This window comes from Crocinitomix catalasitica ATCC 23190 (assembly GCF_000621625.1).
Taxonomy (GTDB): Bacteria; Bacteroidota; Bacteroidia; order Flavobacteriales_D; family Crocinitomicaceae; genus Crocinitomix; species Crocinitomix catalasitica.
Genome location: NZ_JHXV01000034.1, coordinates 1 through 22,974, shown reverse-complemented (window position 1 = coordinate 22,974; position 22,974 = coordinate 1). Strand labels below are relative to the sequence as shown.

The 22,974-nt window shown below is 33.5% G+C and carries 16 protein-coding genes; 9 read left to right on the top strand and 7 right to left on the bottom strand.

The features are described 5' to 3' along the window. The first annotated feature begins 64 nt into the window (after positions 1-64). Positions 65-2,440, top strand: a complete 2,376-nt coding sequence (gene pbpC / locus T367_RS0116570; RefSeq protein WP_245593065.1) for a penicillin-binding protein 1C — start codon at positions 65-67, stop codon at positions 2,438-2,440. Here the strand turns inward: pbpC and ispF are convergent. From ispF to porU, 3 genes are all read right to left on the bottom strand, one after another. After that, positions 2,437-2,931 (bottom strand): 2-C-methyl-D-erythritol 2,4-cyclodiphosphate synthase, encoded by a 495-nt coding sequence (gene ispF / locus T367_RS0116565; RefSeq protein WP_245593064.1) that lies wholly within the window; start codon positions 2,929-2,931, stop codon positions 2,437-2,439. The genes pbpC and ispF overlap by 4 nt on opposite strands. Beyond that, positions 2,921-4,177 carry a type IX secretion system outer membrane channel protein PorV gene (gene porV / locus T367_RS22825; RefSeq protein ID WP_072032220.1) on the bottom strand — a complete coding sequence of 419 codons (1,257 nt, stop codon included), beginning with the start codon at positions 4,175-4,177 and terminating at the stop codon, positions 2,921-2,923. Before porV ends, ispF begins: the two co-directional genes overlap by 11 nt. Before the next feature lie 165 nt (positions 4,178-4,342). Then, positions 4,343-8,200 carry a type IX secretion system sortase PorU gene (gene porU / locus T367_RS24185; protein ID WP_027420850.1) on the bottom strand — a complete coding sequence of 1,286 codons (3,858 nt, stop codon included), beginning with the start codon at positions 8,198-8,200 and terminating at the stop codon, positions 4,343-4,345. A 160-nt stretch (positions 8,201-8,360) separates the two neighbouring features. Between porU and T367_RS0116550 the strand changes: the two genes are divergently transcribed. The 3 genes from T367_RS0116550 (at position 8,361) to T367_RS0116540 (ending at position 13,285) form a co-directional block, all read left to right on the top strand. Beyond that, on the top strand, positions 8,361-9,350 hold the full coding sequence (locus T367_RS0116550; RefSeq protein ID WP_027420849.1) for a PorP/SprF family type IX secretion system membrane protein: 990 nt from the start codon (positions 8,361-8,363) through the stop codon (positions 9,348-9,350). Between the two features lie 72 nt (positions 9,351-9,422). Then, positions 9,423-11,477, top strand: coding sequence for an SUMF1/EgtB/PvdO family nonheme iron enzyme (locus T367_RS25210; RefSeq protein ID WP_051568625.1), 2,055 nt, complete (start codon positions 9,423-9,425; stop codon positions 11,475-11,477). A 98-nt stretch (positions 11,478-11,575) separates the two neighbouring features. Beyond that, positions 11,576-13,285, top strand: a complete 1,710-nt coding sequence (locus T367_RS0116540; protein ID WP_169736080.1) for a DUF4139 domain-containing protein — start codon at positions 11,576-11,578, stop codon at positions 13,283-13,285. Between the two features lies 1 nt (position 13,286). Here T367_RS0116540 and T367_RS0116535 read toward each other — a convergent pair whose 3' ends face one another. Beyond that, a complete protein-coding gene (locus T367_RS0116535) occupies positions 13,287-14,057 on the bottom strand; it encodes a lysophospholipid acyltransferase family protein (RefSeq protein ID WP_027420847.1) in 771 nt (256 codons plus the stop codon). 149 nt (positions 14,058-14,206) lie between these two features. On the opposite strand from T367_RS0116535, the gene T367_RS22810 reads away from it, so the two are divergent. The 3 genes from T367_RS22810 to moaA are packed head-to-tail and all read left to right on the top strand — an operon-like array spanning position 14,207 to position 17,379. After that, positions 14,207-16,066 (top strand): T9SS type A sorting domain-containing protein, encoded by a 1,860-nt coding sequence (locus T367_RS22810; RefSeq protein ID WP_051568624.1) that lies wholly within the window; start codon positions 14,207-14,209, stop codon positions 16,064-16,066. Further along, positions 16,066-16,380 (top strand): hypothetical protein, encoded by a 315-nt coding sequence (locus tag T367_RS25670; protein WP_027420845.1) that lies wholly within the window; start codon positions 16,066-16,068, stop codon positions 16,378-16,380. Before T367_RS22810 ends, T367_RS25670 begins: the two co-directional genes overlap by 1 nt. A gap of 9 nt (positions 16,381-16,389) precedes the next feature. Continuing rightward, a complete protein-coding gene (moaA, locus tag T367_RS0116515) occupies positions 16,390-17,379 on the top strand; it encodes a GTP 3',8-cyclase MoaA (protein WP_027420844.1) in 990 nt (329 codons plus the stop codon). Here the strand turns inward: moaA and T367_RS0116510 are convergent, their stop codons facing one another. The 3 genes from T367_RS0116510 to T367_RS0116500 all read right to left on the bottom strand — a co-directional run bounded on the left by T367_RS0116510 (position 17,380) and on the right by T367_RS0116500 (position 19,702). After that, positions 17,380-18,051, bottom strand: coding sequence for a response regulator transcription factor (locus T367_RS0116510; protein ID WP_027420843.1), 672 nt, complete (start codon positions 18,049-18,051; stop codon positions 17,380-17,382). A gap of 7 nt (positions 18,052-18,058) precedes the next feature. Then, complete coding sequence (locus T367_RS0116505; RefSeq protein WP_027420842.1) at positions 18,059-19,216, bottom strand: PAS domain-containing sensor histidine kinase; 1,158 nt, start codon at positions 19,214-19,216, stop codon at positions 18,059-18,061. Positions 19,217-19,312: 96 nt separating this feature from the next. After that, positions 19,313-19,702, bottom strand: coding sequence for a DUF7793 family protein (locus tag T367_RS0116500; protein WP_027420841.1), 390 nt, complete (start codon positions 19,700-19,702; stop codon positions 19,313-19,315). A gap of 192 nt (positions 19,703-19,894) precedes the next feature. Here T367_RS0116500 and T367_RS24175 point away from each other — a divergent pair, with 192 nt between their 5' ends. Then, positions 19,895-22,366, top strand: coding sequence for an aminotransferase class I/II-fold pyridoxal phosphate-dependent enzyme (locus T367_RS24175; RefSeq protein ID WP_051568623.1), 2,472 nt, complete (start codon positions 19,895-19,897; stop codon positions 22,364-22,366). 343 nt (positions 22,367-22,709) lie between these two features. After that, positions 22,710-22,974: ISAon1 family transposase N-terminal region protein (locus T367_RS0116490; protein ID WP_027418676.1), on the top strand; the 265-nt coding region annotated here is incomplete at its 3' end.

Sequence of the window (22,974 nt, the reverse complement as noted above, 5' to 3'; positions counted from 1 at the left end):
GAATAATAAAGCAGTGCTAAAAGTGAAAATAAATTGTGTAGTTTTAACATGCTAAATATACGATTTGAAACGCATAAAGAACATAGGAAGTAAATTTATTAAAACTATAAAGCGGTATAAATACTTGCTTTCGACTATTTTCGGTGTTTTTATAATTCTTTGGATATTCTGTTTACCCAAACAACTTTTTGATCATTCTACCAGCACTGTAATCCTAGACAGGGATGGGAAATTATTAGGAGCAACCATAGCACGAGATGGGCAATGGCGATTCCCTCACAACGATAGTGTTCCTGAAAAGTTTAAAATTGCGATACTTGAATTCGAAGACAGGAATTTCGAACGCCATTTAGGCGTAAGTGTTCGAGGATTGTCAAGGGCCGTTTATCAAAATATTAAAAATGGGTCGATGGTAAGTGGAGGAAGCACTATTACGATGCAAATAATGCGTATGTCGCGAAACAAAGGCAGCCGATCACTTTTTCAAAAGCTAATAGAGATGTTTTGCGCCACCCGTGCAGAATGGAGATACAATAAAGAAGAATTACTCGCTATATATGCTTCTAATATTCCTATGGGAGGAAATGTTGTTGGTATAGACGCTGCAGCCTGGAGATATTTTGGACGCCCAGCAAAAGATTTATCTTGGGCCGAGACATCTACTTTAGCTGTATTACCCAATGCACCATCGCTGATGCATCCTGGAAAAAATCGTGAAAAACTATTACAAAAAAGGAACAGGTTATTAGACCGACTTTTGACGACAGAAAAAATAGATTCATTAACATGGGAGCTTGCCAAAACAGAGCCGTTACCAGACAAGCCTCATGATATACCAAGAATTGCTCCTCACTTATTAACACGCGCAATTCAAGACGGCAACCTCGGTAAAGTGATTCATACAAGCATAGATCTGAACATGCAGAAACGTGTAAATAATATTGTGCAATATCATCATGAAAAACTAAAAGAGAATAAAATTTATAATGCCGCAGTGCTCGTTATGGATATTGAAACAGCTCAAGTATTAGCATATACAGGAAATGTTCCAAACTTAGCATCAGAACATGGTAAAGACGTTGATATTATTCCTGCTCCAAGAAGTTCAGGTAGCATTTTAAAGCCATTTCTATATGCAGGAATGCTGTCGGATGGATCTATTACTCCCCATATGTTAATTCAAGATGTTCCAACAGTTATGTCAGGTTATTCACCTAAAAATTACAATACGAAATATGACGGAATTGTACCAGCAGACGAAGCAATATACCGATCCTTAAATGTTCCTCTGATTCGTATGCTTACAAAGTTCGGCATCGAGAAATTCCATCACTTATTACATGAATTAAATTTCAGCACGATCAATCAACCTGCAGAGCATTATGGTTTATCACTCATTTTAGGAGGTGCTGAGACAAGTTTATGGGATTTAGTATCCGCCTATGGTGTTTTAGCGAGAAGTCTCCTAGCATATCCTGAAAAGCCTTCCAATTTAAATCAAAAGGCAAATTATATATTCAATAGTAAAAATATAAGTCAGGATAATAATTATGTGATTAATCCAGCGAACGCTTATTATATGTTTGAAGCGATGAAAGAAGTTCAACGACCAGGCGAAGATATTAATTGGGATTTATTTTCAACGGCTCAAAAGATCGGTTGGAAAACGGGAACAAGTTATGGCTTTAGAGATGCTTGGGCGGTTGGCACGAATGGTAAATATGTTATTGGTGTATGGGTTGGCAATGCTGATGGCGAAGGAAGACCTGGATTAATTGGAAGAGAAGCAGCTGCTCCTATACTATTCGATGTATTTTCCAGCTTACCTGAATCGGATTGGTTTAAAGCGCCTTTTGACGAAATGGTTGAAATTAATATCTGTCAAAAGTCGGGACAACGGGCTGGTGATGCATGTGAACCGATAAAAAAAGAATGGTTACCCAAATCGAGTTTAAGATCAGAATCTTGTCAATATCACGAATTCATTTATTTGGATGCTAGCTCAAGTTATCGGGTGAATTCTGCATGCTACGAACTTTCAAATTCAAAAAAAACAAGTTGGTTTAGACTTCCAGCGCTTGTAGAGTATTATTATAAGAATGTAAATCCAAATTACAAAAAACTACCTCCCTATATGCCCGGATGTGAGAAAAACTTATCGAAAAATGCATTTACAATCATCTATCCTAAATCGAATAGTCAAATATTTATACCAACTAATTTAAAAGAAGTAAAAGAGAAGATCATTTTAGAAGCGACACATTTAGAACCCAATGTGACTTTATTTTGGCATTTAGACAATATTTATCTTGGCAAAACGCAGTATATTCATCAAATAGAATCGAGACCAGAACCCGGTCTACACACCTTAAAAGTAATCGATGAATTGGGCAATGAACAAGTTGTAAAATTTGCGGTAATTATAAAGCCTGAAAACTAGTCCTTATAAATCAAAACCGAAGCATAAGCTTGAATACCCTCACTATTGCCGATATACCCCATTTTCTCACCTCTAGTAGCCTTTATTGAAACCGCATCTTCATCTATATCCAATAATAATGCAATGATTTTTTGCATGACTGGAATGTGAGGATTTACTTTTGGTTTCTCGAGTAATACTGTACAATCTAAATTACCAATTCGATAACCTTTGGCTTTTACTTTATTAAAACATTCTTTAAGGAGAATAGTACTATCAGCATTTTTATAATTGGGATCAGTATCTGGAAAATGATAACCTATATCTCTAAGGTTAGCAGCACCAAGAATAGCATCAGAAATTGCATGTAATAAAACATCTGCATCGGAATGACCGAGGGCTCCAAAATCAGCAGCCAACTCAACACCACCTATTATTAACTTACGTCCAGGTACCAGCTGATGAATATCAACACCAAATCCAGTTCGAATATGAAATGAATTAGATGCCACTATCTTCCGCTGCCTTACTTCCGTTTCCGCTTAAAGTTTTTGTACCAAATTTGAATTTAAGAGAAAATCTAATTGTATTCGCTAGTGGATTTGTCTTTTTTAACGCAGCCAAATAAGAAATATCTATTCCGAAAACGCTGTAATAAACACCAGCTCCAAATGTTAAATATTTACGATCTCCTTTAGATCTATGCTCATAAAAATAACCAGCTCTTAAAGCAAGTATATCACTATACATATATTCTAAACCTCCACCAATATTGATCTCATTTAATTCCTCAGTTAGCTTACTCCCTGGTTTCAATGCAAAAGTACTATCAGAATCTGCAGCTGAGTTTCCAGGAGCATCATAAAAAGATTGTAAAATACCAGAAATAGCACCAACATCGTTATCTTTACCTGAAACAACTGTGCCGTCTCCATCTCTTTTAGGCGTAGTAGGCACTAATAGTTTATTAAAATCTACAGTAGCAGTCATTGCATTATAATCGTCAAAATCTAATTTCAATGCTGTTCCTAATTTTAAATTAGTAGGTAAAAAATCTCTATCCGATTCAGATGTATAAGCTACCTTATTACCGATATTCATAATACTTGCTCCGAAAGACCATGTACCATCATAATCACCAATATTCAATTCGTTATTATAGAATTGATAAGATAGATCAACAGCACCAGCTACACCAGCCTTAGTAGTTGTATTTCCTGAATTCACTCCTCCTGTTAAGTTAGAGTATATAAATTTCACGTTTGCACCAATCGAACTTCTATCAGAAAGTTTCAAAGCATACCCTCCTAAAACCTCAAATTCGTTTGGATTAAAAGGTAGGGTCACATTCCCTAATTCATCAGTAAAAGTAATATTCCCTAAAGAAAAGTATCTAAGAGAACCTCCTATAACTTGGTTTTTTCCAATTTTAGTATACCCGCTTAAGTATGATAAATGGATGTCGTTCACTAAACTTTTTAGCCATGGCGAATATGACGCACTAAATTCAGCTTTCTCTTCTGAAAAAGCTAATTTTGCTGTATTCCAGTGAAATGAATTAGCATCTGCAGATGTTGCAGCTCCCGCATCACCTAAAGCACCAGCACGAGAATCGGGCGCAATAATTAAAAAAGGTACTGCCGTTGTAATCGTATTTAGCGGCGTTTGTCCAAACTCAATACCATCTTTTGAAATGACTTGAGAAAAACCTGAAACTGACATCATTATCGAAGTCAGCAATATATATCTTTTTTTCATCTTATACTTTAAAAACTAATATCTCAATATACGTATTAAAACAAAGTATATTGTTAGTGGTTAAAAAAATTATGCTCTTATCTGAATAAAAACTTTTCCACCCTTAAATAAACTTGCGCTAAAATTACTGAATTAACTCAATTAATGCAATACATTTAATAATTACTATAATATTACCAATTTTTCAATCTTATCAGCACGCTTTCCATCGCAGGTCTCTAGGCTGAGTTCATAAATGTATACACCACGTGCTAATTTATCTCCAAAATCATCTCGTCCATCCCAATGAATACCTTCGCTTCTGAAACCTGAAGAACGTGTAATTTGCTGAATTGTTTTAACAAGTTTACCAGAAATTGTAAAAATTTCTATCGACACATTCATCGCATTACAGATTTGATTGTGTTCAAAATAAAAATCTGTACTTGTAGTAAAGGGATTAGGATAATTAAGTAAGTGAGAAATTCCAATCTCCTCATCATTCATCACGACAAAATCCAAAGTCATTTCAGAAGAATTATTATTTACATCCCATATTTTAAAGGTAATTTGATGCGGTCCCTCCTCTAATTCAGTCATTCGGTATAAGACTTTACCACTTTGATATGTATCTAAATCGGCTTCATAAAAATTATTCAAAAAGATAGGTTCTGCCGTATTACCATCTAGTATAATAGTGATATCATGCCCTATCCCATTTCCAGTTGTATTGATCCCATTTTCGTCTGAGACATGAGCAATAAATAAAGGTTCTCCATTGGTTAATCCACCATGAACAAAATTTTCATCGTTCATAAACAACTCAATTTGCGGACCGACATCATCAACTAAACCATCGGGGTTGATTCCACCAACTACAACAGAGGTATCAAAGCCATAATAATTGGAAGATTCATCGTTCGCATAATAGCTAACCTTACCAAGTCCAAAACTGTAATCAATATCTTTTGGAACAACAAAAGTAAATTTGAACTGTCCATCTGCAACAGTTGCCTTTCCTTTATAGATAATGTTATTTCTATCATTAAAATCTTTTATTGGGGAACCGGGATCTTGACCAAGCGTTTGTTTGACTTTACTTTTATCATATACCGTTGGATAAACAGTTCCATTGAAACCAGTTAATGGTACATCCAAATAATCTGTTAAATGGCCACTAATTGTAACCCTAGATAAAGCCTTTAGTGTATCAATTGGCATATCAATACTCACTCCATTAATACTATCAGTATGAATTCGTGCCGAAGGTTTACCTAATTTCATTGCTGGATCACCAAGTAATGAAAAATTTCTAATATGATTTCCTCCTCCAGCTGACAGATTCTTTGATTGGCGAAGTATTTCACCAATAGGCAAAGGCTCACCATTAACTTCATTAAAAATAACACGATATAAATTACCAACTATTGTAGAATTAAAAGAAATACTTACAAGCCTTGTTGTCGTTAACATCCCCACTGCTCCACCGTATGGAGAAGTTAAGGTTATTTCCCCTGCAGATTCTTTAGAAGGATCGTCAAAACGGCTAAACTCACATGTTGCTGACACAAATACTGTAAGATTATTTACATTCGTCCAATTCCTAATCATATCAATATCTACAGTCCTTTCTTGTGTTAAACCAGTTTCTCCTCCATGTCCAACATAATTAAAAAGTAAAGCACCTCTTTCTATGTTTTGGTCAATCGCTTCCTCAACTGCTGGGTAACGTTGACCTCCTGAGGTTGTTATTTGTTTATATGCATCTAGATAAAGTTTCGTTATATTAATCTCAGGATGATTTAAATTAGTATAATTACTTACATCTTCACAATCCGTTACAAACTTCCCATCATCCTCATCATCCGCCATTAAAACAACTCGATTCCGCCAATCTCCAAAAGTAGACGCGTAACCAGATGCATCACATTGAACTCCTGTAGCATTACTGAATAAAGTAGAACCATATTTCATATAATGTTCTATTTTATTAATAACATCATTTGCCACTTCATTCGTTGAAACAGGAATTCGCCCTATGGCCACATCTATTAAATCTGATTTATCGATTCGATCTTCATCATCTAACAGCGCAAAAAAGTCATCAGCAGTATAAGAAGAACTAAAATTGATGTATTTTTTTTCACCTATAATATCCGTCTTATTATAGGTAGGCATTAAATAATTATTCTTCGATATTCGATTTAGCGGATCATAGGTTCCATCGCCAAAAAGACAGATATAATCTAACATTTTTGAAACATCACCTGCTGCTCGATCATAAAACATTTTAGCAAACCATCTTATTGCAACAGGATCTGAAACACCACTACTAAATTCATTATATATTTTTTGAATCGGAACAACATTAACAGTTAAACCTCTTTCTCGATGTATATTAGCCAAACGCTCAGCAGAAGTCAGTAAAGATTCATGAGAAACAATTAAATAATCGAACGGTGCCAATGCATGCAGATTTTGATTTTCAATTTTTCCTAGAAATGCTCCAGACTTTATAGGCGTAAAAGTTTGGTTCGATTTAAAACTTGAAAACAAACGTAAACTATCAGCGTTCATCTTAAAGGTATAAATAGAACCAGCCAAAGAACCATTAACTTTCTTCACATTTGTAGGATCTGTTATTTCCCAAATTTGTAAATCTTCATTCGCATTTGATATATTGTACTGTGCCACATTCCCTGCTCCCACACTTTCTAGACTACTAATAATAAATTGACCTGTTCCAACCTGTAATCTACGTGTATAATTCAGTTGTATAAAATCAATCCAACCTTCAGTATCTGCAGATGTTCGAACTAAGTTTACCTGAAAACGAAGATTACTAGATCCAGACTTAAAACTAGCATCACTTGACATCAGACGTCCTTTTAAATAATCTCCCACTGAAATATTAGTATCAAAGAAATCATCTACTAAAACACCATCAACTAAAACGTTATACTTCGCCGTACCCGTTTTTATAGCAGACCCCATCTGGGTACGAACATATACAGAATCAGCCACCTCTCTATTCTCAATATTAAATACGACCTCATGTTCCAATAAAATATCCAAATTCTCACCAAGCCAAATATCACCAGATCCTAATGTATTTACATCATTTGACTCATGATAGGAATAAGATTGATAAGATGATAAATTATGTGTAGTTGCGTCTGCCGAATTACCGACCGAAGAAATTCTTTTAGGAGGAACACTTGCATTTACATGGATGAAATAATAGTTTAACGAATCGATTTGATTCTTTCTCGCATAAATTCTGTTCGGTGAATAAGTCACCACATCCGGTCCTTTACCATAAAACAAGATGTAATCACTTGTATTAAACACGCCATCCCCTTCACCTACAATTTGTATTGCATTTTTAAGTAAATCGTCAGGATGATATTCTGAATTTAGAATGGGTAATGTAGGTACATGATTCCCATATATATTAATATGAAGTGGATTTAAAGTCCCCATATTAATACCAAGTTCACTCAAAAAATTATAATCAATTTTTTGAATCCCATCATTTTTTACGCCAATCTTATACCAATCACCAGAAGCAAGAACAGATGTGGAAGCAAATTCAGCTTCTCTATTCCCAGATGTAAAAACGCGCTCACCACTTACTTCAAATATTATCTCCTTTACCATTTTGGATTCTCCACCGATCAATAAGACGGGATTAAAATTTAAAACAGCAAAATTCTCAGCTTTCGATATTTTAAATAGAATTTCTAAATCTAAATCACTTGTTAAAGCCTTTTTAACGTCCAAATCGGTTACTGTAACCGCTTCGTAAGAAATACTTTTTACAGTATATGAAAAGTTATACTTTCCTCGCATAGTGATTGGTCTAGCGGTATTAACTTTATAACGATTGGATACATTCTCAAGATAACATTCCGAACATAACTCATTTTGCGCGTCCCAATTGAGCTTTAAGCTTATCGTTTCGGATTGTGAAAAACCTAAAAAAGGCAATATAATTAGGGTGAACGCTAAAAATAAATAAGTTTGATTTAATTTTTTTCTCATAATTGAACAAAGAGATGTCGATTTTGTTTTAAAAACGAACTAAATTAGCTATTATTGCAAATCTTGATAAAGATTTAATTTCTTTTTACCATATTTGACTTTTAAAATATTAGGTATTTAAGCAAAATTAATATTTTTGGTACTATAACACCAAGTTAGAATGATGAAAAAACTACTTATTGGGGTGTTTGCGGTATTCATTGGTCTAAGTGCGAAAGCACAGGACCCAGAGTTTACGCAATTTTACGCCAACCCTATTTATTTGAACCCGGCCATGGCAGGATCCCATGGATGCCCAAGGTTTAATTTGAATTACCGAAACCAATGGCCTTCTATTTCAGGCGCATTTGTTACCAACAGTATTTCTTACGACCAATATGTAAATATTTTACGTGGTGGTATAGCAGTGATGGTAACCAATGATATGGCTGGTAAAAACACTTTAAACTGGTCGACTGTTAATTTAGCATATAGCTATCACTTACAAGTTTCTAGGAAATTTACTTTTTTGATTGGCGCTCAAGCTGGGTGGAATCAAAAATTTATTGATTGGAACAAACTAACATTTGGCGATCAAATTGATCCTCGAAGAGGTTTTATTTACCAGACAGGAGATTTACCAAGAGGTAGATTATTAGACAATGGTTGGGGTACTAAAGGATTCATTGATTTATCAGCAGGTATTGTTGGTTATTCTGAGAACTTTTATTTTGGTTTCGCTGCTAAGCACTTAAACACACCAGAAGAGAGTTTAATTCTAAATCCTGACGGTCAGAGTAATTTACCAATGCGTTTTACGGCACATATTGGAACGAATATAGAATTTGGAAAAGGATCACAATACAGTAATGTAACATCTATCTCTCCAAACATTATATATACCTACCAAGATGGTTTTATGCAATTAAATTTTGGAACTTATATTAAGTATGGGGCGTTTACTGCTGGAGCATGGTGGCGTGCACGTGATGCTTTTATACTTTCAATTGGAGTTGACGCTGGAAACTTTAGATTAGGATATAGTTATGATATTACAATTTCTCCTTTGACGAATGCTTCGGGAGGATCACACGAACTTTCTTTAGGTTTTAACTTAAGCTGTAAAGAAAAATTAAAAAGTTTTAGAACAATTTCTTGTCCATCTTTCTAAAAAATGTAACCATTTTGTATAAAAAGGTGTAACTATAAAATATATATTTGTTATAGCATAAAGTATTCAATAATGAAAACGCAAATTAAATCATTAAAAATGAAGGGGAATAGACTATTTCTTATAGTGTTAGCTGGGATGGCTCTGATGGCTTGTTCAAGAGAACGATCTAATACTACAGGTTGGGAATTTAACAACCCACAAAATGGCGGCTTTCAAAAAGTTCCATTTTTCGATCAAGAAACTGGTCCTGGGCTAATTTTAGTTGAAGGTGGTACTTTCACTATGGGTAGATCTGAGCAAGATGTTACTTACGAATGGAATAATATTCCAAGACGTGTAACTGTGTCTTCTTTCTATATTGACCAATTTGAGGTAACTAACTTTAACTGGTTAGAATATTTATATTGGGTAAAAAGAACTTACGAAGAGTTTCCAATGATATACAGACAAGCATTGCCTGATACTCTATGTTGGAGAAGCCCGATGGCTTATAACGAACCTTACGTTGAGTATTATTTACGTCACCCTTCTTACCAAAACTATCCTGTTGTTGGAGTTAGTTGGAAACAAGCAAATGATTTTTGTTCTTGGAGATCTGATCGAGTTAACGAGTTTATATTAGTAAGAGAAGGTGTATTGGCTTTGAATCCTGATCAAGGTGGTGAGCCATTCACAACTGATGCCTATTTAGCCGATCAATATCATCCACAAGAAGAAAACTTTTTGAGAAACTTATCTCCTAATCAAGGTTGGAGTGGTAAGAAAAAAGATCTAGGACAACGAATTGTTCGAATGGAGGATGGTATTCTTTTACCAAAATATAGACTCCCAACTGAAGCTGAATGGGAATTTGCTTATTATGGTTTAGTCGGAAGTATGACGAATGCTGAAGATCCAGGTGTAATTGAAAATAGAAGAACTTATCCTTGGACTGGACACTGGGTTAGACAAGACAATAAAGAATTTCAAGGTGATATTAGAGCAAACTTTGTTAGAGGAAGAGGTGATTATATGGGCGCAGCAGGTGCTTTAAATGATGCTGCTGACGTTACTGCTCCTGTTGATTCTTATTGGCCAAATGATTATGGTTTATACCATATGGCTGGTAACGTATCGGAATGGGTAATGGATGTTTACCGTCCTTTATCTCACGAAGATTTTGACGAGTTTAGACCATTTAGAGGTAACGTTTTCAAAACCAAAGTCCTTGGTAATGACGGTGTGATTGATGAAAAAACTACACAAATTCTTTATGATGTTCATGGAATTAAAGAATTCTTACACGAATTTGAAAGTAAAAGATTCCAAAGAATTTCTGCACAAGAGCACGTACCAGGTAATACGGATACAACTTCTATTATGTTTGAAGGGATGTCTAAAAATGTGAAATCAAGAAATGATATCGATTTTTATAATAGTCCTCCTGAACGAGTTTACTTATCAAAAAGTAAAGCAAAGGATTCTTTAGAATTATTGTTATTAGATGAATTAAACATTGTAGTTGATAGAGCAATTCAAATGGCAGATGATCAATTCTACATGGAAGCTTCTGAAACTATTCAAACAAACATCTTTGATGGTTTATTTGATGGAATTGATCCTAGATTTATTCGTGCCGATGGTGTTGGTAATGAATACCCACTAGAAATTATTCCAATCCTTAGAGAAGGTATCTCTTCTTATATTGTGAATACTCCAGGGAATCTTAAATATAGAGAAGTTGTTGCTGAAGAAAACATCAACAGAAGAAATTATAGAAATGCAGATTATAAAGATCATTTAGATGGTGATTTCGAATCATCTTCAAGATTTAATGATGATGAGCGTAAGAATGATATTAACGCAGGTGTTAGAGATCAATCTTTAGTAATGTATCAAAATGATCACGAAGAATTCGATTTAAACGGAAATCAAATTAAGCCTAACGACAAAACAAGTTGGCCTACTACATTAATCTCTGATGATTCTAGAGTATACAAAGGTGGATCTTGGAGAGATAGAGCTTATTGGATTGTAGGTTCAAACAGACGTTTTTTAGATCAAGATCAATCATCTGCAACAATTGGATTCAGATGTGCAATGGACAGAATGGGAAGTCCTAAAGGTCTAGGAAGATACAGATAGAGATCATTTTAAAATATATTTAAAAGCCTACTTTTTAAAAAGTAGGCTTTTTTTTTGAACCAAAGTGAATGACAAATGTACAGGTAGAAAAAAACATCATGAAAAATATACTTGCATTCATCATCATCTCTCTCACAATACCCTTTTCAAAAGCGGCAAACGACATACCTACAAAAATAAATAAAGTTGTAGTCTATCAACAAGGCGCACAAATAAACAGAACAGGTAATTACGTTGCACAAAAAGGAATAACAGAAATAGTAGTTAGTAACGTTAGTCCTACCATCAACTCAAATACATTACAAATCAAAGCCACGGGAAATATGGTGATTCTTGATTCGAAAATTAAAATAAAGTACCCCGAACCTACGCTCGCACCAGACCCAAATAATATTCCACCAAATATCCGAAAAGAGATTAAACAATTACAAGATTCATTATTTGAAATGACCTTTTCTAAACTTGAATTACAACAAAAAATTGAAGTTCTAAACAACCAAAAAAGAATCATTGAAAACAATGGAACTATTAAAGGAACGGGAAAAGTGAACGACTCTATCCCTCTACTGCAAGATGCCATAAATTTCTATCATCTTAAAATGAATACAATCAATGCATCACTATTAGCATTAAGCAGAACACAAACTATACTTTTAAAGAGTGAAAATAGAATGCATACGCGATTGGCAAATCTTAACAATTACAATGCAAATAACAATTTAACTCCGATTCAAAACCAATCACCAATTTATCAAATCGTCATTACAATATCAGCTGACGCTTATACAACCGGTAGTTTAGATATTAGTTATCTGGTAAATAATGCTGGATGGAACCCTCTTTATGATTTAAGAAGTGACGACAAGGCGAATTCTATTGAACTTACTTATAAAGCCGAGGTTTATCAAAACACAGGAATAGATTGGGATAATGTAAAATTAAATTTATCGACAAATAACCCTTACGAAAATAAAACAAAACCAAATTTATACCCATGGTATTTGGATTATAACCCTCAAATAGGTTATTTAGATAAGTCAAGCATGAAAAAGGAAAAGGATCAATATGAAGCAAACGATGAAATGTTGGATGAGATCGATTTAAGTAAAAGTTTGCGTTCCGAATCTATTGCTGCTGAACCTGCCATTATTAATTCACAAAATGCATTTGAATTTACTACTGAAGTTCAGCAAATGATATCAGTAGAATATGCAATTAACTTGTCTTATTCCATTGCGTCTGACAATCAAAAAAATATGGTCCTCATCAAAAGAGCAGAACTAGAAAGTAAATACATGTATTTCACGGTTCCAAAAATGGACATAGGTGTTTATTTAGTGGCAAGAATTACAAATTTAGATGCTTTAAATATTCTACCTGGCAGAGCGACCATTTTTCATGATGGGAGTTATATAGGAGCAACACAATTAAACCCTGCTCAAATGAATGATACTTTAGATTTAAGCTTAGGACGCACATCGAATATTTCAGTAAAACGTACCCTACTTAAAAATGAAACTAAAGAAAAAATAGTTGGAGATAAAATTGAGAAAACTTACGCATATCAAATATCCGTTAAGAACCAAAACCGATCAAATATTGAGCTGATTATCCAAGATCAAATTCCTGTAGTTCGCGATAAAGACATTGAGATTGAGGTTTTAGAAAAGGACAAAGCTAATTTGAATTTGATAACAGGATTATTACAATGGAATGAGAAATTAAAGGCTGGTGAATTAAAAGATTTTGAAATCAAGTATACCATCAAGTATGATCGAACGAAGCCAATCAATCTGGCACAATACTAAGTTATTTTAAAGCATTTTCCTTTTTTAAGGATGTCATTGTGTCAAATTCAGAAGATTGCTCAATAGAAGTCATCAACTGAGCTAATATATCTTCAACTGTATTTGAATAATCAATATCGAGAGGTGCTTTAACTGTCATTCTTAAAGTACTTCTCTTTTTCTTGTTTTTCAATCCCTTTTTATCAAATGCTCTTCTAAATCCATCTATTACAACCGGAATAACAATAGGTTGATGCTTTTTAATTAGAATAGCAGTCCCTACTCTACCCGGAGTATACGGTTTAGTAGTTCCTTGTGGAAAAGTAATTACCCAGCCATCATTCAATGCTTTATCAATATTTTTAACTTCTGATTTATCAACAACCCTTCTCACATTTTCTCCATTCGCTCTCCACGATCGATTAACTGTTACTGCCCCTGATAAAGCAAGAATTTTAGGCAAGAAGCCAGATTTCATGGTTTCTTCAGCCGCCACATAATAAATATTGTGCTTTTTACACTTTAAAAATCCTGGATATCTGATATCATTAGGATGTCCAGTTAACGCCGCATGAATTACGTGAAGGAAAAAAGAAACATCTGCAAAGTAGGTCTGATGATTTGAAACAATCAATACATTTCTATCTTGAATTTGATTGAAAATCTCAGCACCTTGAATTTCCGTTTTATGTGTCCAATTAAATCGACCATAAACGATTGTTCCAAAAATTCGGATAATTATTTTCTTGATGAAAATTTTTTGGCCAAAAATATTTTTTTTAAACAGATTCAAAGCTGGTTATTTTTAGAAGCAAAGATAAAAATATTAAGCTGTCTAGCTCTTATAAAAAAATATCAATTCTATTTTCTGAACATAGCCGTCGGAAATTATTATCTTAATAAATGCTTACCTTTAGTGTTAAATTCAATTATTGACCTGAAATGAACCGAATCATTCCATTTTTTTTCTTGCAATTATTCCTTGTTAATTTTAGTTTCTCTCAAACTGACAAGGAAGTGCACGATTCTAAAACTAAAATCGAAAAATGTTCTAATTTTTATAAAACACCGGCATTAAGAGATCTTTTATCGGCAATTGAAGGAACTGAATATCAACAAAAAAATGTGCCTGACAGCGATAGAGATCGAAAAATACATAGAGACACCAATAAAAATAATATATCAGACATTGGTATTCCTCAATTCAAAAATATTGATCCTCTCATTCAAAAATCGCCTGCCCAAATTAGCGGACGCAATATGATACAAGAAAATTGGGACGGTCAATTAGGTTCTTTACCTCCTGATCCAACTGGTGCTGCTGGTACAGATTATTTTTTACAAGCCGTAAATGATCAATATCGCGTATTTAACAAAGACGGAACTGCAGCTGCAAGTGCTATTTCATTAGATTTAATATGGGGTGTAGAAGGAAGAGGTGACCCAATTGTGATGTATGATAAATTTGCGGAAAGATGGTTTATCAGTCAATTCTACCTACTTCCTGATATGGATGATACAGGCGTAATGATTGCTGTATCTCAATCATCCGATCCTCTAGGTGAATACTATGCTTATACTTTTTCATTTGATGAATTCCCTGATTATCCTAAATACAGTGTATGGTCTAACGGTTATTATATGTCTGCTAATGCGGATGATGATAATTGTTGCGTTTTTGAACGAGATAAAATGCTGTTAGGTGATCCTGGTGCACGAATTATTAAAATGACTTTTCCAGACTTGCCGGATGGTGATTTTCGTAGTCATTTACCTGCTGATGCTGATGGTCCTAATGAACCTGAAATTGATGAGCCTTGCTATTTCTTTGTAGTTCAAGACGATTCATTCGACGGTGTTGATGTCGACCATATAAAAGTTTTAAAAGCCACAGTCAATTGGGATGCTCCTGAAACCTCTACAATTACTATCAGCCAAAGTTTGACTACGGCTCCATTTAATTCTGTTTTTTCAGGTACGTACGCAGATATAAGACAAAGAGGCACCTCACAAAAACTTGATCCAATTAATTCAATATTAATGTATCGTGCACAATACAGACGTTTTGACGGTTATAACACTATCGTTCTAAGTCAAACAGTTGATGTAGATGATACGGACCGCGCAGGCGTGAGATGGTACGAATTAAGAGATAACAATACAGAAACTTGGTCTATTTATCAACAAGGGACGCATTCACCGGACGAAGAAAATAGCAGATGGATCAGTGGTATATCTATGGACTATTGGGGGAATATTGGTTTGGCATACTCCTTTAGTGGACCTGATGATTATGCAGGATTACGATTTACAGGACGACACAGTGCTGATCCTCTAGGAGAGATGACTATTATTGAAGAGGTTGGCATTGCTGGTACTGGCTCCCAAACAACAAGTGCTAGATACGGGGATTATGCCCATATGACAATTGACCCTACCGATGATGAAACATTTTGGTTTACAGGTCAATATGTAGGCCCTGGTGGAGCAAGAAAAACAAGAGTATTCTCATTTAAATTTGGAGATCCTTCCAGTGGTCTTACAAAGACTACAGAAACTAAAACATTTAATATTTTTCAACCGACTAAAAACACAATTCAATTAAGCTGGTATAATATTTACGATGATAATTTAGAAGTTCAAATATTAGACATCCAAGGTAAATTAATTGGCTCGATGCCACTGCAAGCAAATGAAGGAGAAATGCAATTCGTGGTACCTCAATTCGCTAATGGAATTTATGTTGTAACTTTAGTGGGAAGTACAACACTATTGAGTAAAAAACTATACCTTGGTAAATAATGAGAAAATTAATTACAGCTATATTATTCATTCCTTTATTAAGTTGCTCTATAAATAAAGAAAGTACTGAATCAAATACTGAAATAGTAGCAAATAAAAGTACAACTGGTATTATTCGAGATAAATCGATGTTAGATTGCGGATTCTTAATTGAAATAAAAATTGATGACAATTTAACACTTCTTGAACCTCTGAGTTTACCTGAAAACTATAATTCTGATGGCATGTCAATTAAATTTGACTATGCTATTTCACGCAGAACTTCGACATGTAGTATTGCTATGCCAATAATTATAAATGAAATTTTTGAATAATTACACCGCATGCTGGTAGATCAATTTGGTAGAAATCATAACTATTTACGCGTTTCATTAACGGAACGTTGTAATTTGAGGTGCACCTATTGTATGCCTGCAGAAGGAATTGCTTTAAGAGAACGGTCAGAATTCATGTCTCAAGAAGAGATGATTGCAATCGTTGGTCGTTTTGTAAACTTTGGCGTTGATAAAATAAGGTTGACAGGTGGAGAACCTTTGATCAAGAAAAACTTCTCTGCAATACTTAATGAACTCTCCAAATTCCCAGTTGATTTAGCTATTACAACAAATGGCGTATTGTTAGATCGGTATATAGATGATTTAAAAAAAGCCGGATTAAATAAAATCAATATAAGTTTAGATTCACTACAAGAAGAAAAGTTCAATCGAATTTCTCGTCGATTCGATTTTAAACGAATCATGGAAAATATTCAGCTTACCATTGCCGAAAATTTTAATGTAAAAATTAATGTGGTATTAATGCAGGATGAAAATATCGACGAAATTGTTGATTTTATCTTATTTACAAAGGACAAAGAAATAGAAGTTAGATTTATTGAATTTATGCCTTTTAATGGCAATGAATGGGATTGGAGCAAAACAGTTTCGTCCAAAACAATTCAAAATAAAATTTCTGAACATTTTGGATTAAATGAAATTGAAACATTACCATTGCCACCGAATAGTACAACGAGAAACTATAAAATAAAAGGCTTTAAAGGTCAGTATGGCATTATTAGTTCTGTGACCAATCCATTTTGCGATAGTTGTAATAGAATTCGTTTAACGGCAGATGGTAAATTAAAGAATTGTCTATTTTCAAATCACGAATTAAATTTATTGGAAGCCTATCGACATAATGAAAATATCGATCCAATAATCCAACAAATTATTCATGCAAAAAAGGAGAAAAGAGCGGGAATAGATTCTTTTGAATCTGAAAGTGCAGCATTAATTTACAATGCCAATAGGAGCATGACTACTATAGGAGGTTAATTAAACTAATCCCAGTCGAATTGCATACTTAATCAATCCTGCTGTATTTTTAACTTGTAGTTTACTTAAAATATTCTGTCTATGCGAATCTATCGTTCGTTTGCTCAACTCAAACTTTTTAGCAATCTCTTCATTCGTATACTCATTCGCAATTAACTTCAATACCTCTAATTCTCTTCGAGTAAGTGAAATTTTACGGTTATCAACTCGAATATCATCCGACTTTCCTTGAGACAAATTCCCAGTATAAGGCTCCATTAATTTTAAAGCGACTTCATTGCTGTAATATTTTCCACCTTCAAGTACTGTTTTGATAGCACTCGTTAGTACTTCAGATCCCGTATTCTTCAATAAATACCCCATTGCTCCTGCCTTAATCATACTTCTAATCTCATAGTCATCACTATGCATTGATAATGCAATGATTTTAGAATTGGCTTTGTCTTTAACTATTTCAGCAGTTGCCTTAATACCATCCATTTCCGGCATATTAATATCCATTAAAATAATATCATAATCGAAAATTCGCGCACGCTCAACAGCTTCTGCCCCATTAACAACTTCATCAATACGGTCAATGAAATTGCTATCACCAGTACCTGTCAATGTATATTTGATACCTGTACGTACTAATTTATGATCGTCAGCAATTAATATTTTCAATTTCTCCATATATTTTTTATTTTGGAAATTCAACCCAAAGCTCAGTTCCTTTTCCAATTTCGCTATTATATTTAAATTTACCGTTATAAGCAATGACTTTTGTCTTAATATTACTCAAACCTCGATTTTCTCCAATATTTTCTAACTTTTTCAAATCAAACCCTTGTCCATTTTCCTTTAAAACGAATTCAATCGTCGAATCATTCTCTACTAAGTGAATGTTTAATCTAGTTGCATTTGAATGTTTGGTCATATTATTTATGAATTCCTGAATAATTCTATAAATAACAACCTCCAATTCCGCAATTAATCTAGGAAAATTTTCAGTACTAACAAAATCAATCTTGAATTGTTCAATTTTATTTAACTTACCTACTAAAGTCTCTACTGCCAACTCTACACCACCTTTCACCAATACATTTGGCATTAAATCGAAACAAATTTCACGTAGCCTTTTTATTGAATTACCTAGTATTTCGTCACATAGTGCTACCAAGTTACTGAATTCACTATTATCAATCTTAAATTTATTAATATTACTCAACATCAATTGCGCCATGGACAATTCTTGACCTAAAGAGTCATGCAAATCATCCGCCATCCGCTTTTGCTCAGCAATTTGAGTTGAAAGGATCGTCGTTAGGATTAATTTTTCGTTTTCTTTTTGTTCAGTTATATCTTTAATACTGATTAAGTAACCTACAAATACACCGAGGTGATCAAAAATCATTGCACAAGTAAAAAGACCAAAAACAATATTACCAGATTTTGTTAATAACTGACATTCAACTACAAACCTATTGTTCTCTTTGCTGAGTTTAGATTTTATATTCTCAAATAAATTCGAATTGGGATCCTTTAATAACTTTTCAAAATCGCTTGAGACTAAAGTTCTTTTAGAATACTCTAATTTTAAAACAGCTGATTGGTTTACCTCTATTATATTTCCAGATTCATTTACAACTAAAACCAAATCTGTTACCGAATTAAAAATGCTGGTAAAATAATCTTTAGATACATTTGACGATTCTAATTCCTCTCCAAGCATGTTAATGCCTAGTATAATCATATCTATCTCGTCAGCATGCTCAGAAATCTCACCTTTAACATGGTAATTTCCTGCGGAATACGATAAGAGTAAATTACTTATTTCGTCTATTTGGGATTTTCGCATAAAATTGTCTCTTAAAAAGAGTAAAAGAAAACTTATAAAATTCTTAAATTTTCTTCCTTACAATAATACGAAGTTAATCAAAAATAGAAAAAAACATTATTTTTTGAATGTTTGTAACCATTCTACAGCTTCTTTTTGATTATTGAAGACTCTCGCTGGTATTTTCGAATTATTCGCAGATATCTTTAAGAAAAAATTAGCCATGTATTTTGTAAACGGAGAATTACTCAATAAGGCTGCTGCCGTAACACCTTTAATTCCATCAGCAGAAGATAAGAAATTACGTGCTTCCTTATCAATACTTTTTAAACTTACACCATCAATAAGCAAAGGAACACTTTCGTTATTCGTAAGCTCCAATCTTTTCAATACAATTTTTTTTGCTATTGCAAGAGTAATTGGTCCATCAATGTAAGTTAGGTGAAACACACCATCTTCCATCATAAAACGATAAAATTCTGCTTCAAATAAAATTTTAGGTCCCATTCGTAAATATAAATAATTAAAGATATTAATTCCAAATATACAATAAATATATGGAATAGTCTAAGTATTTATACGTAGGTCTTTTTAACATATTGCTATATTTAGCCATAACGGTTACTCCGTTTTTTAGCGGTTGCATATAACCTTTAATTGTAAGAATTTTGTTCAACAACTAACAAAATACATGTACCTATGAGTCAAAAATCAATTATTGAAACTGTAAATCAGATTGCAAACCATGCTAAAAACAATGGCATAGCACATCTGAACACTCAAGACCAGTCACTTACCCAAAATGTGATTACCCTAAACAATATAGAAACGGTAAATTTTGGTTCATGTAGTTATCTCGGTCTAGAATTCAACGATAAAGTAAAAGAGGCAGCAAAAGCGGCAATAGATTCCTATGGCACGCAATTTTCTTCTTCTCGTGCTTACGTATCTCCTATTTATTATTCTCAATTAGAGGATAAATTATCTCAAATATTTGATGCTCCTACAATTGTAACTCCCACTACAACTTTAGGACATATTGCGGCAATACCAACTTTAGTTAGTAATCAAGATGCTGTAATTCTCGATCATCAAGTACACAATTCAGTACAAACAGCTACTGCAATTGTAAAATCTAAGAACACCCACGTTGAGTTATTACGACACAATAGAATGGATTTGTTAGAACAACGAATTATTAAATTAAAAGAAAAGTATGAAAAAATCTGGTATATGGCCGATGGCATCTACTCAATGTATGGAGATGCAACTCCAGTAGATGAAATTTATGCTTTAATGGATAAATATCCAGAATTCCATTTTTACGTTGATGATGCACACGGTATGAGCTGCTTCGGTAAAAACGGTAGAGGGTATGTTTTAGCTGATAGAAAAATTCATCCTCAAATGGTTGTTGCAACTTCTTTTGCCAAAGCTTTTGCAACAGGTGGTGGAGCACTTATTTTTCCAACTCAAGAAATGGCTCAATTGATTAGAAATGTCGGTGGACCGATGATTACATCAGGACCAATGCAACCAAGTGCATTAGGAGCTGCTGTAGCTGTCGCAGATATCCATCTTTCCGACGCTATCAAAACATATCAAGAAGACCTTCAAGAGAACATCCGTTATACTAATATGATGTTGAAAAAATATGATTTACCAAATTTAGCGGAGTCTTTTTCTCCAATATTCTTCATTGCCGTAAGTCTACCTAAGGTTGCTTACGATATCATTAATAGATTAAAAGATGATGGTTTCTTTTTAAATATTGGAATTTTTCCTGCAGTGCCGATTAAAAATACTGGCGTTCGTTTTACAATAACGCGTTTGCATACTTTTGAACAAATTGAAAATATGGTCAAAGCTATGGCATACCACTACCCTATTGTATTAGAAGAACACGGTATTACCAAAAGTGAAATTTTTAAGGCGTTTAAAATGACACCGCCTGAGGAAAAAGAAGCGATTGTTAAAGTTAAACAACTAGTTAATCAGTCACAGCTTAATATTGAAAGCTATTCAACTATCAAAAAAATTAACGAAGAAGAATGGAATGATCATTTAGGCGATAATGGCACTTTTGATTGGAAAGGATTATTATTATTAGAAGAATCATTCAGTAAAAATGAATTAGAGCATCAAAATTGGATATTTGATTATATCATAATTAGAGATAATAATAGAAAAATAGTTTTAGCTACATTCTTAACAACAGCGCTATCTAAAGATGATATGTTGATGAATAAAGAAGTGTCTTATGAAATAGAAACTGTTCGTTTAAAAGATCCTTCTTACATGACTTCACAAACGCTTTCGATCGGATCTCCGTTAACAGAAGGGAATCATGTTTATGTTGACAATGACTCAAAACTTGCCAAAGGAGCTTGGGACTTATTATTACAAAAAATGAGTTCAATACAGGAAGAAAGAAATATAACGAATATAATTATTAGAGATTTGCCTAATAACGATGACAATTTAGATAATTACATGATTGATAATGGCTTGTTTAAATCTGCAATGCCTGAGAATTGTAAGATCACCGACTTAAATTGGAAGGATGAAGAAACTTACTTTAGTAATCTATCTAAAAACTCTAAAAGACATTTTAGAAAGAACGTTACACGTAATGAGCACTTTTTTAATACTGAGATAAAATCAAATCTTGACGACAATGAAATGCAACTTTATTATGAGTTATACGTTAACACCAAGAATAACAGTTTAGCGTTAAACACATTTAAATTACCGTTCAAATTGTTTAAAAATATCGCAAAAGACGAAAATTGGGAAATTGTTTCAATAACCTTAAAACCCGCTTTTGATGATAGAGAGATTAAAAAACCAATTGCAATGGCGCTATGCCACAAAGGAAGATTGAATTATACCTTTGTTATTGCTGGTTTAGATTATGAATTTAATACTGAGTTTTCATCTTATCGCCAATTATTATGGAGAATAGTTGAAAGAGCAGGCTCCACAGGTTACAATAATGTAAACATGGGGTATACCTCTACAATCGAAAAACGTAGATTCGGCGCTAAAATCGTCGAAACATGCGGATATATGCAAGTAAAGGATAATTATTCTTTAGAAGCACTTGGAACCATGTCTACGAGCAAAACAAGTGAATATGATACTAACAAAAGAAGAATATTGCCTATTTAATATTAAGTCTAAAATACAATTAATAGAAAAGGACGGGCGATTTATCACCCGCAGGGTATGTAGTGACTTATATTTAATAACTTTTTATCAAATATATGGATTCTATGTAGAAACTATTTATGAGATGTCAACATTTAAAACCTTATCTGCTGACCCAGTCATAAACATAGATATAATGCAACTATACCCGCCTCCTTTGAGGCAGATGAATTCTATTGCTTAAGTGAAAACGACTTGTATTCATTGAACACCCTTCAATTATTTGGAGGGTGTTCTGGATCAGTCACAAAAGTTGGGGAAGAATTTAGACTAAAATGATTTTCTTTGTAAAAAAGAATAAGTTTTGGAGGGATATTTAGACTTAATAAAAATGATTTTACCTGAGATTTTAGTAGCACATTTTGAGCTTACGGAATCAAAAAAAGTAGGAGAACGATTGAACCTTTATTTTGAGGAAAAGAATACTGTTCCCCAAGAATTTAATTCACGTCAATTAATTTCAAAAGGTTTTCATAAAACCATTACAGTTCAGGATTTTCCTTTAAAAGGTATGTTTGTTTTTTTTCATATTAAACGACGTAGATGGACAGATAAAGAAACATCTGAAA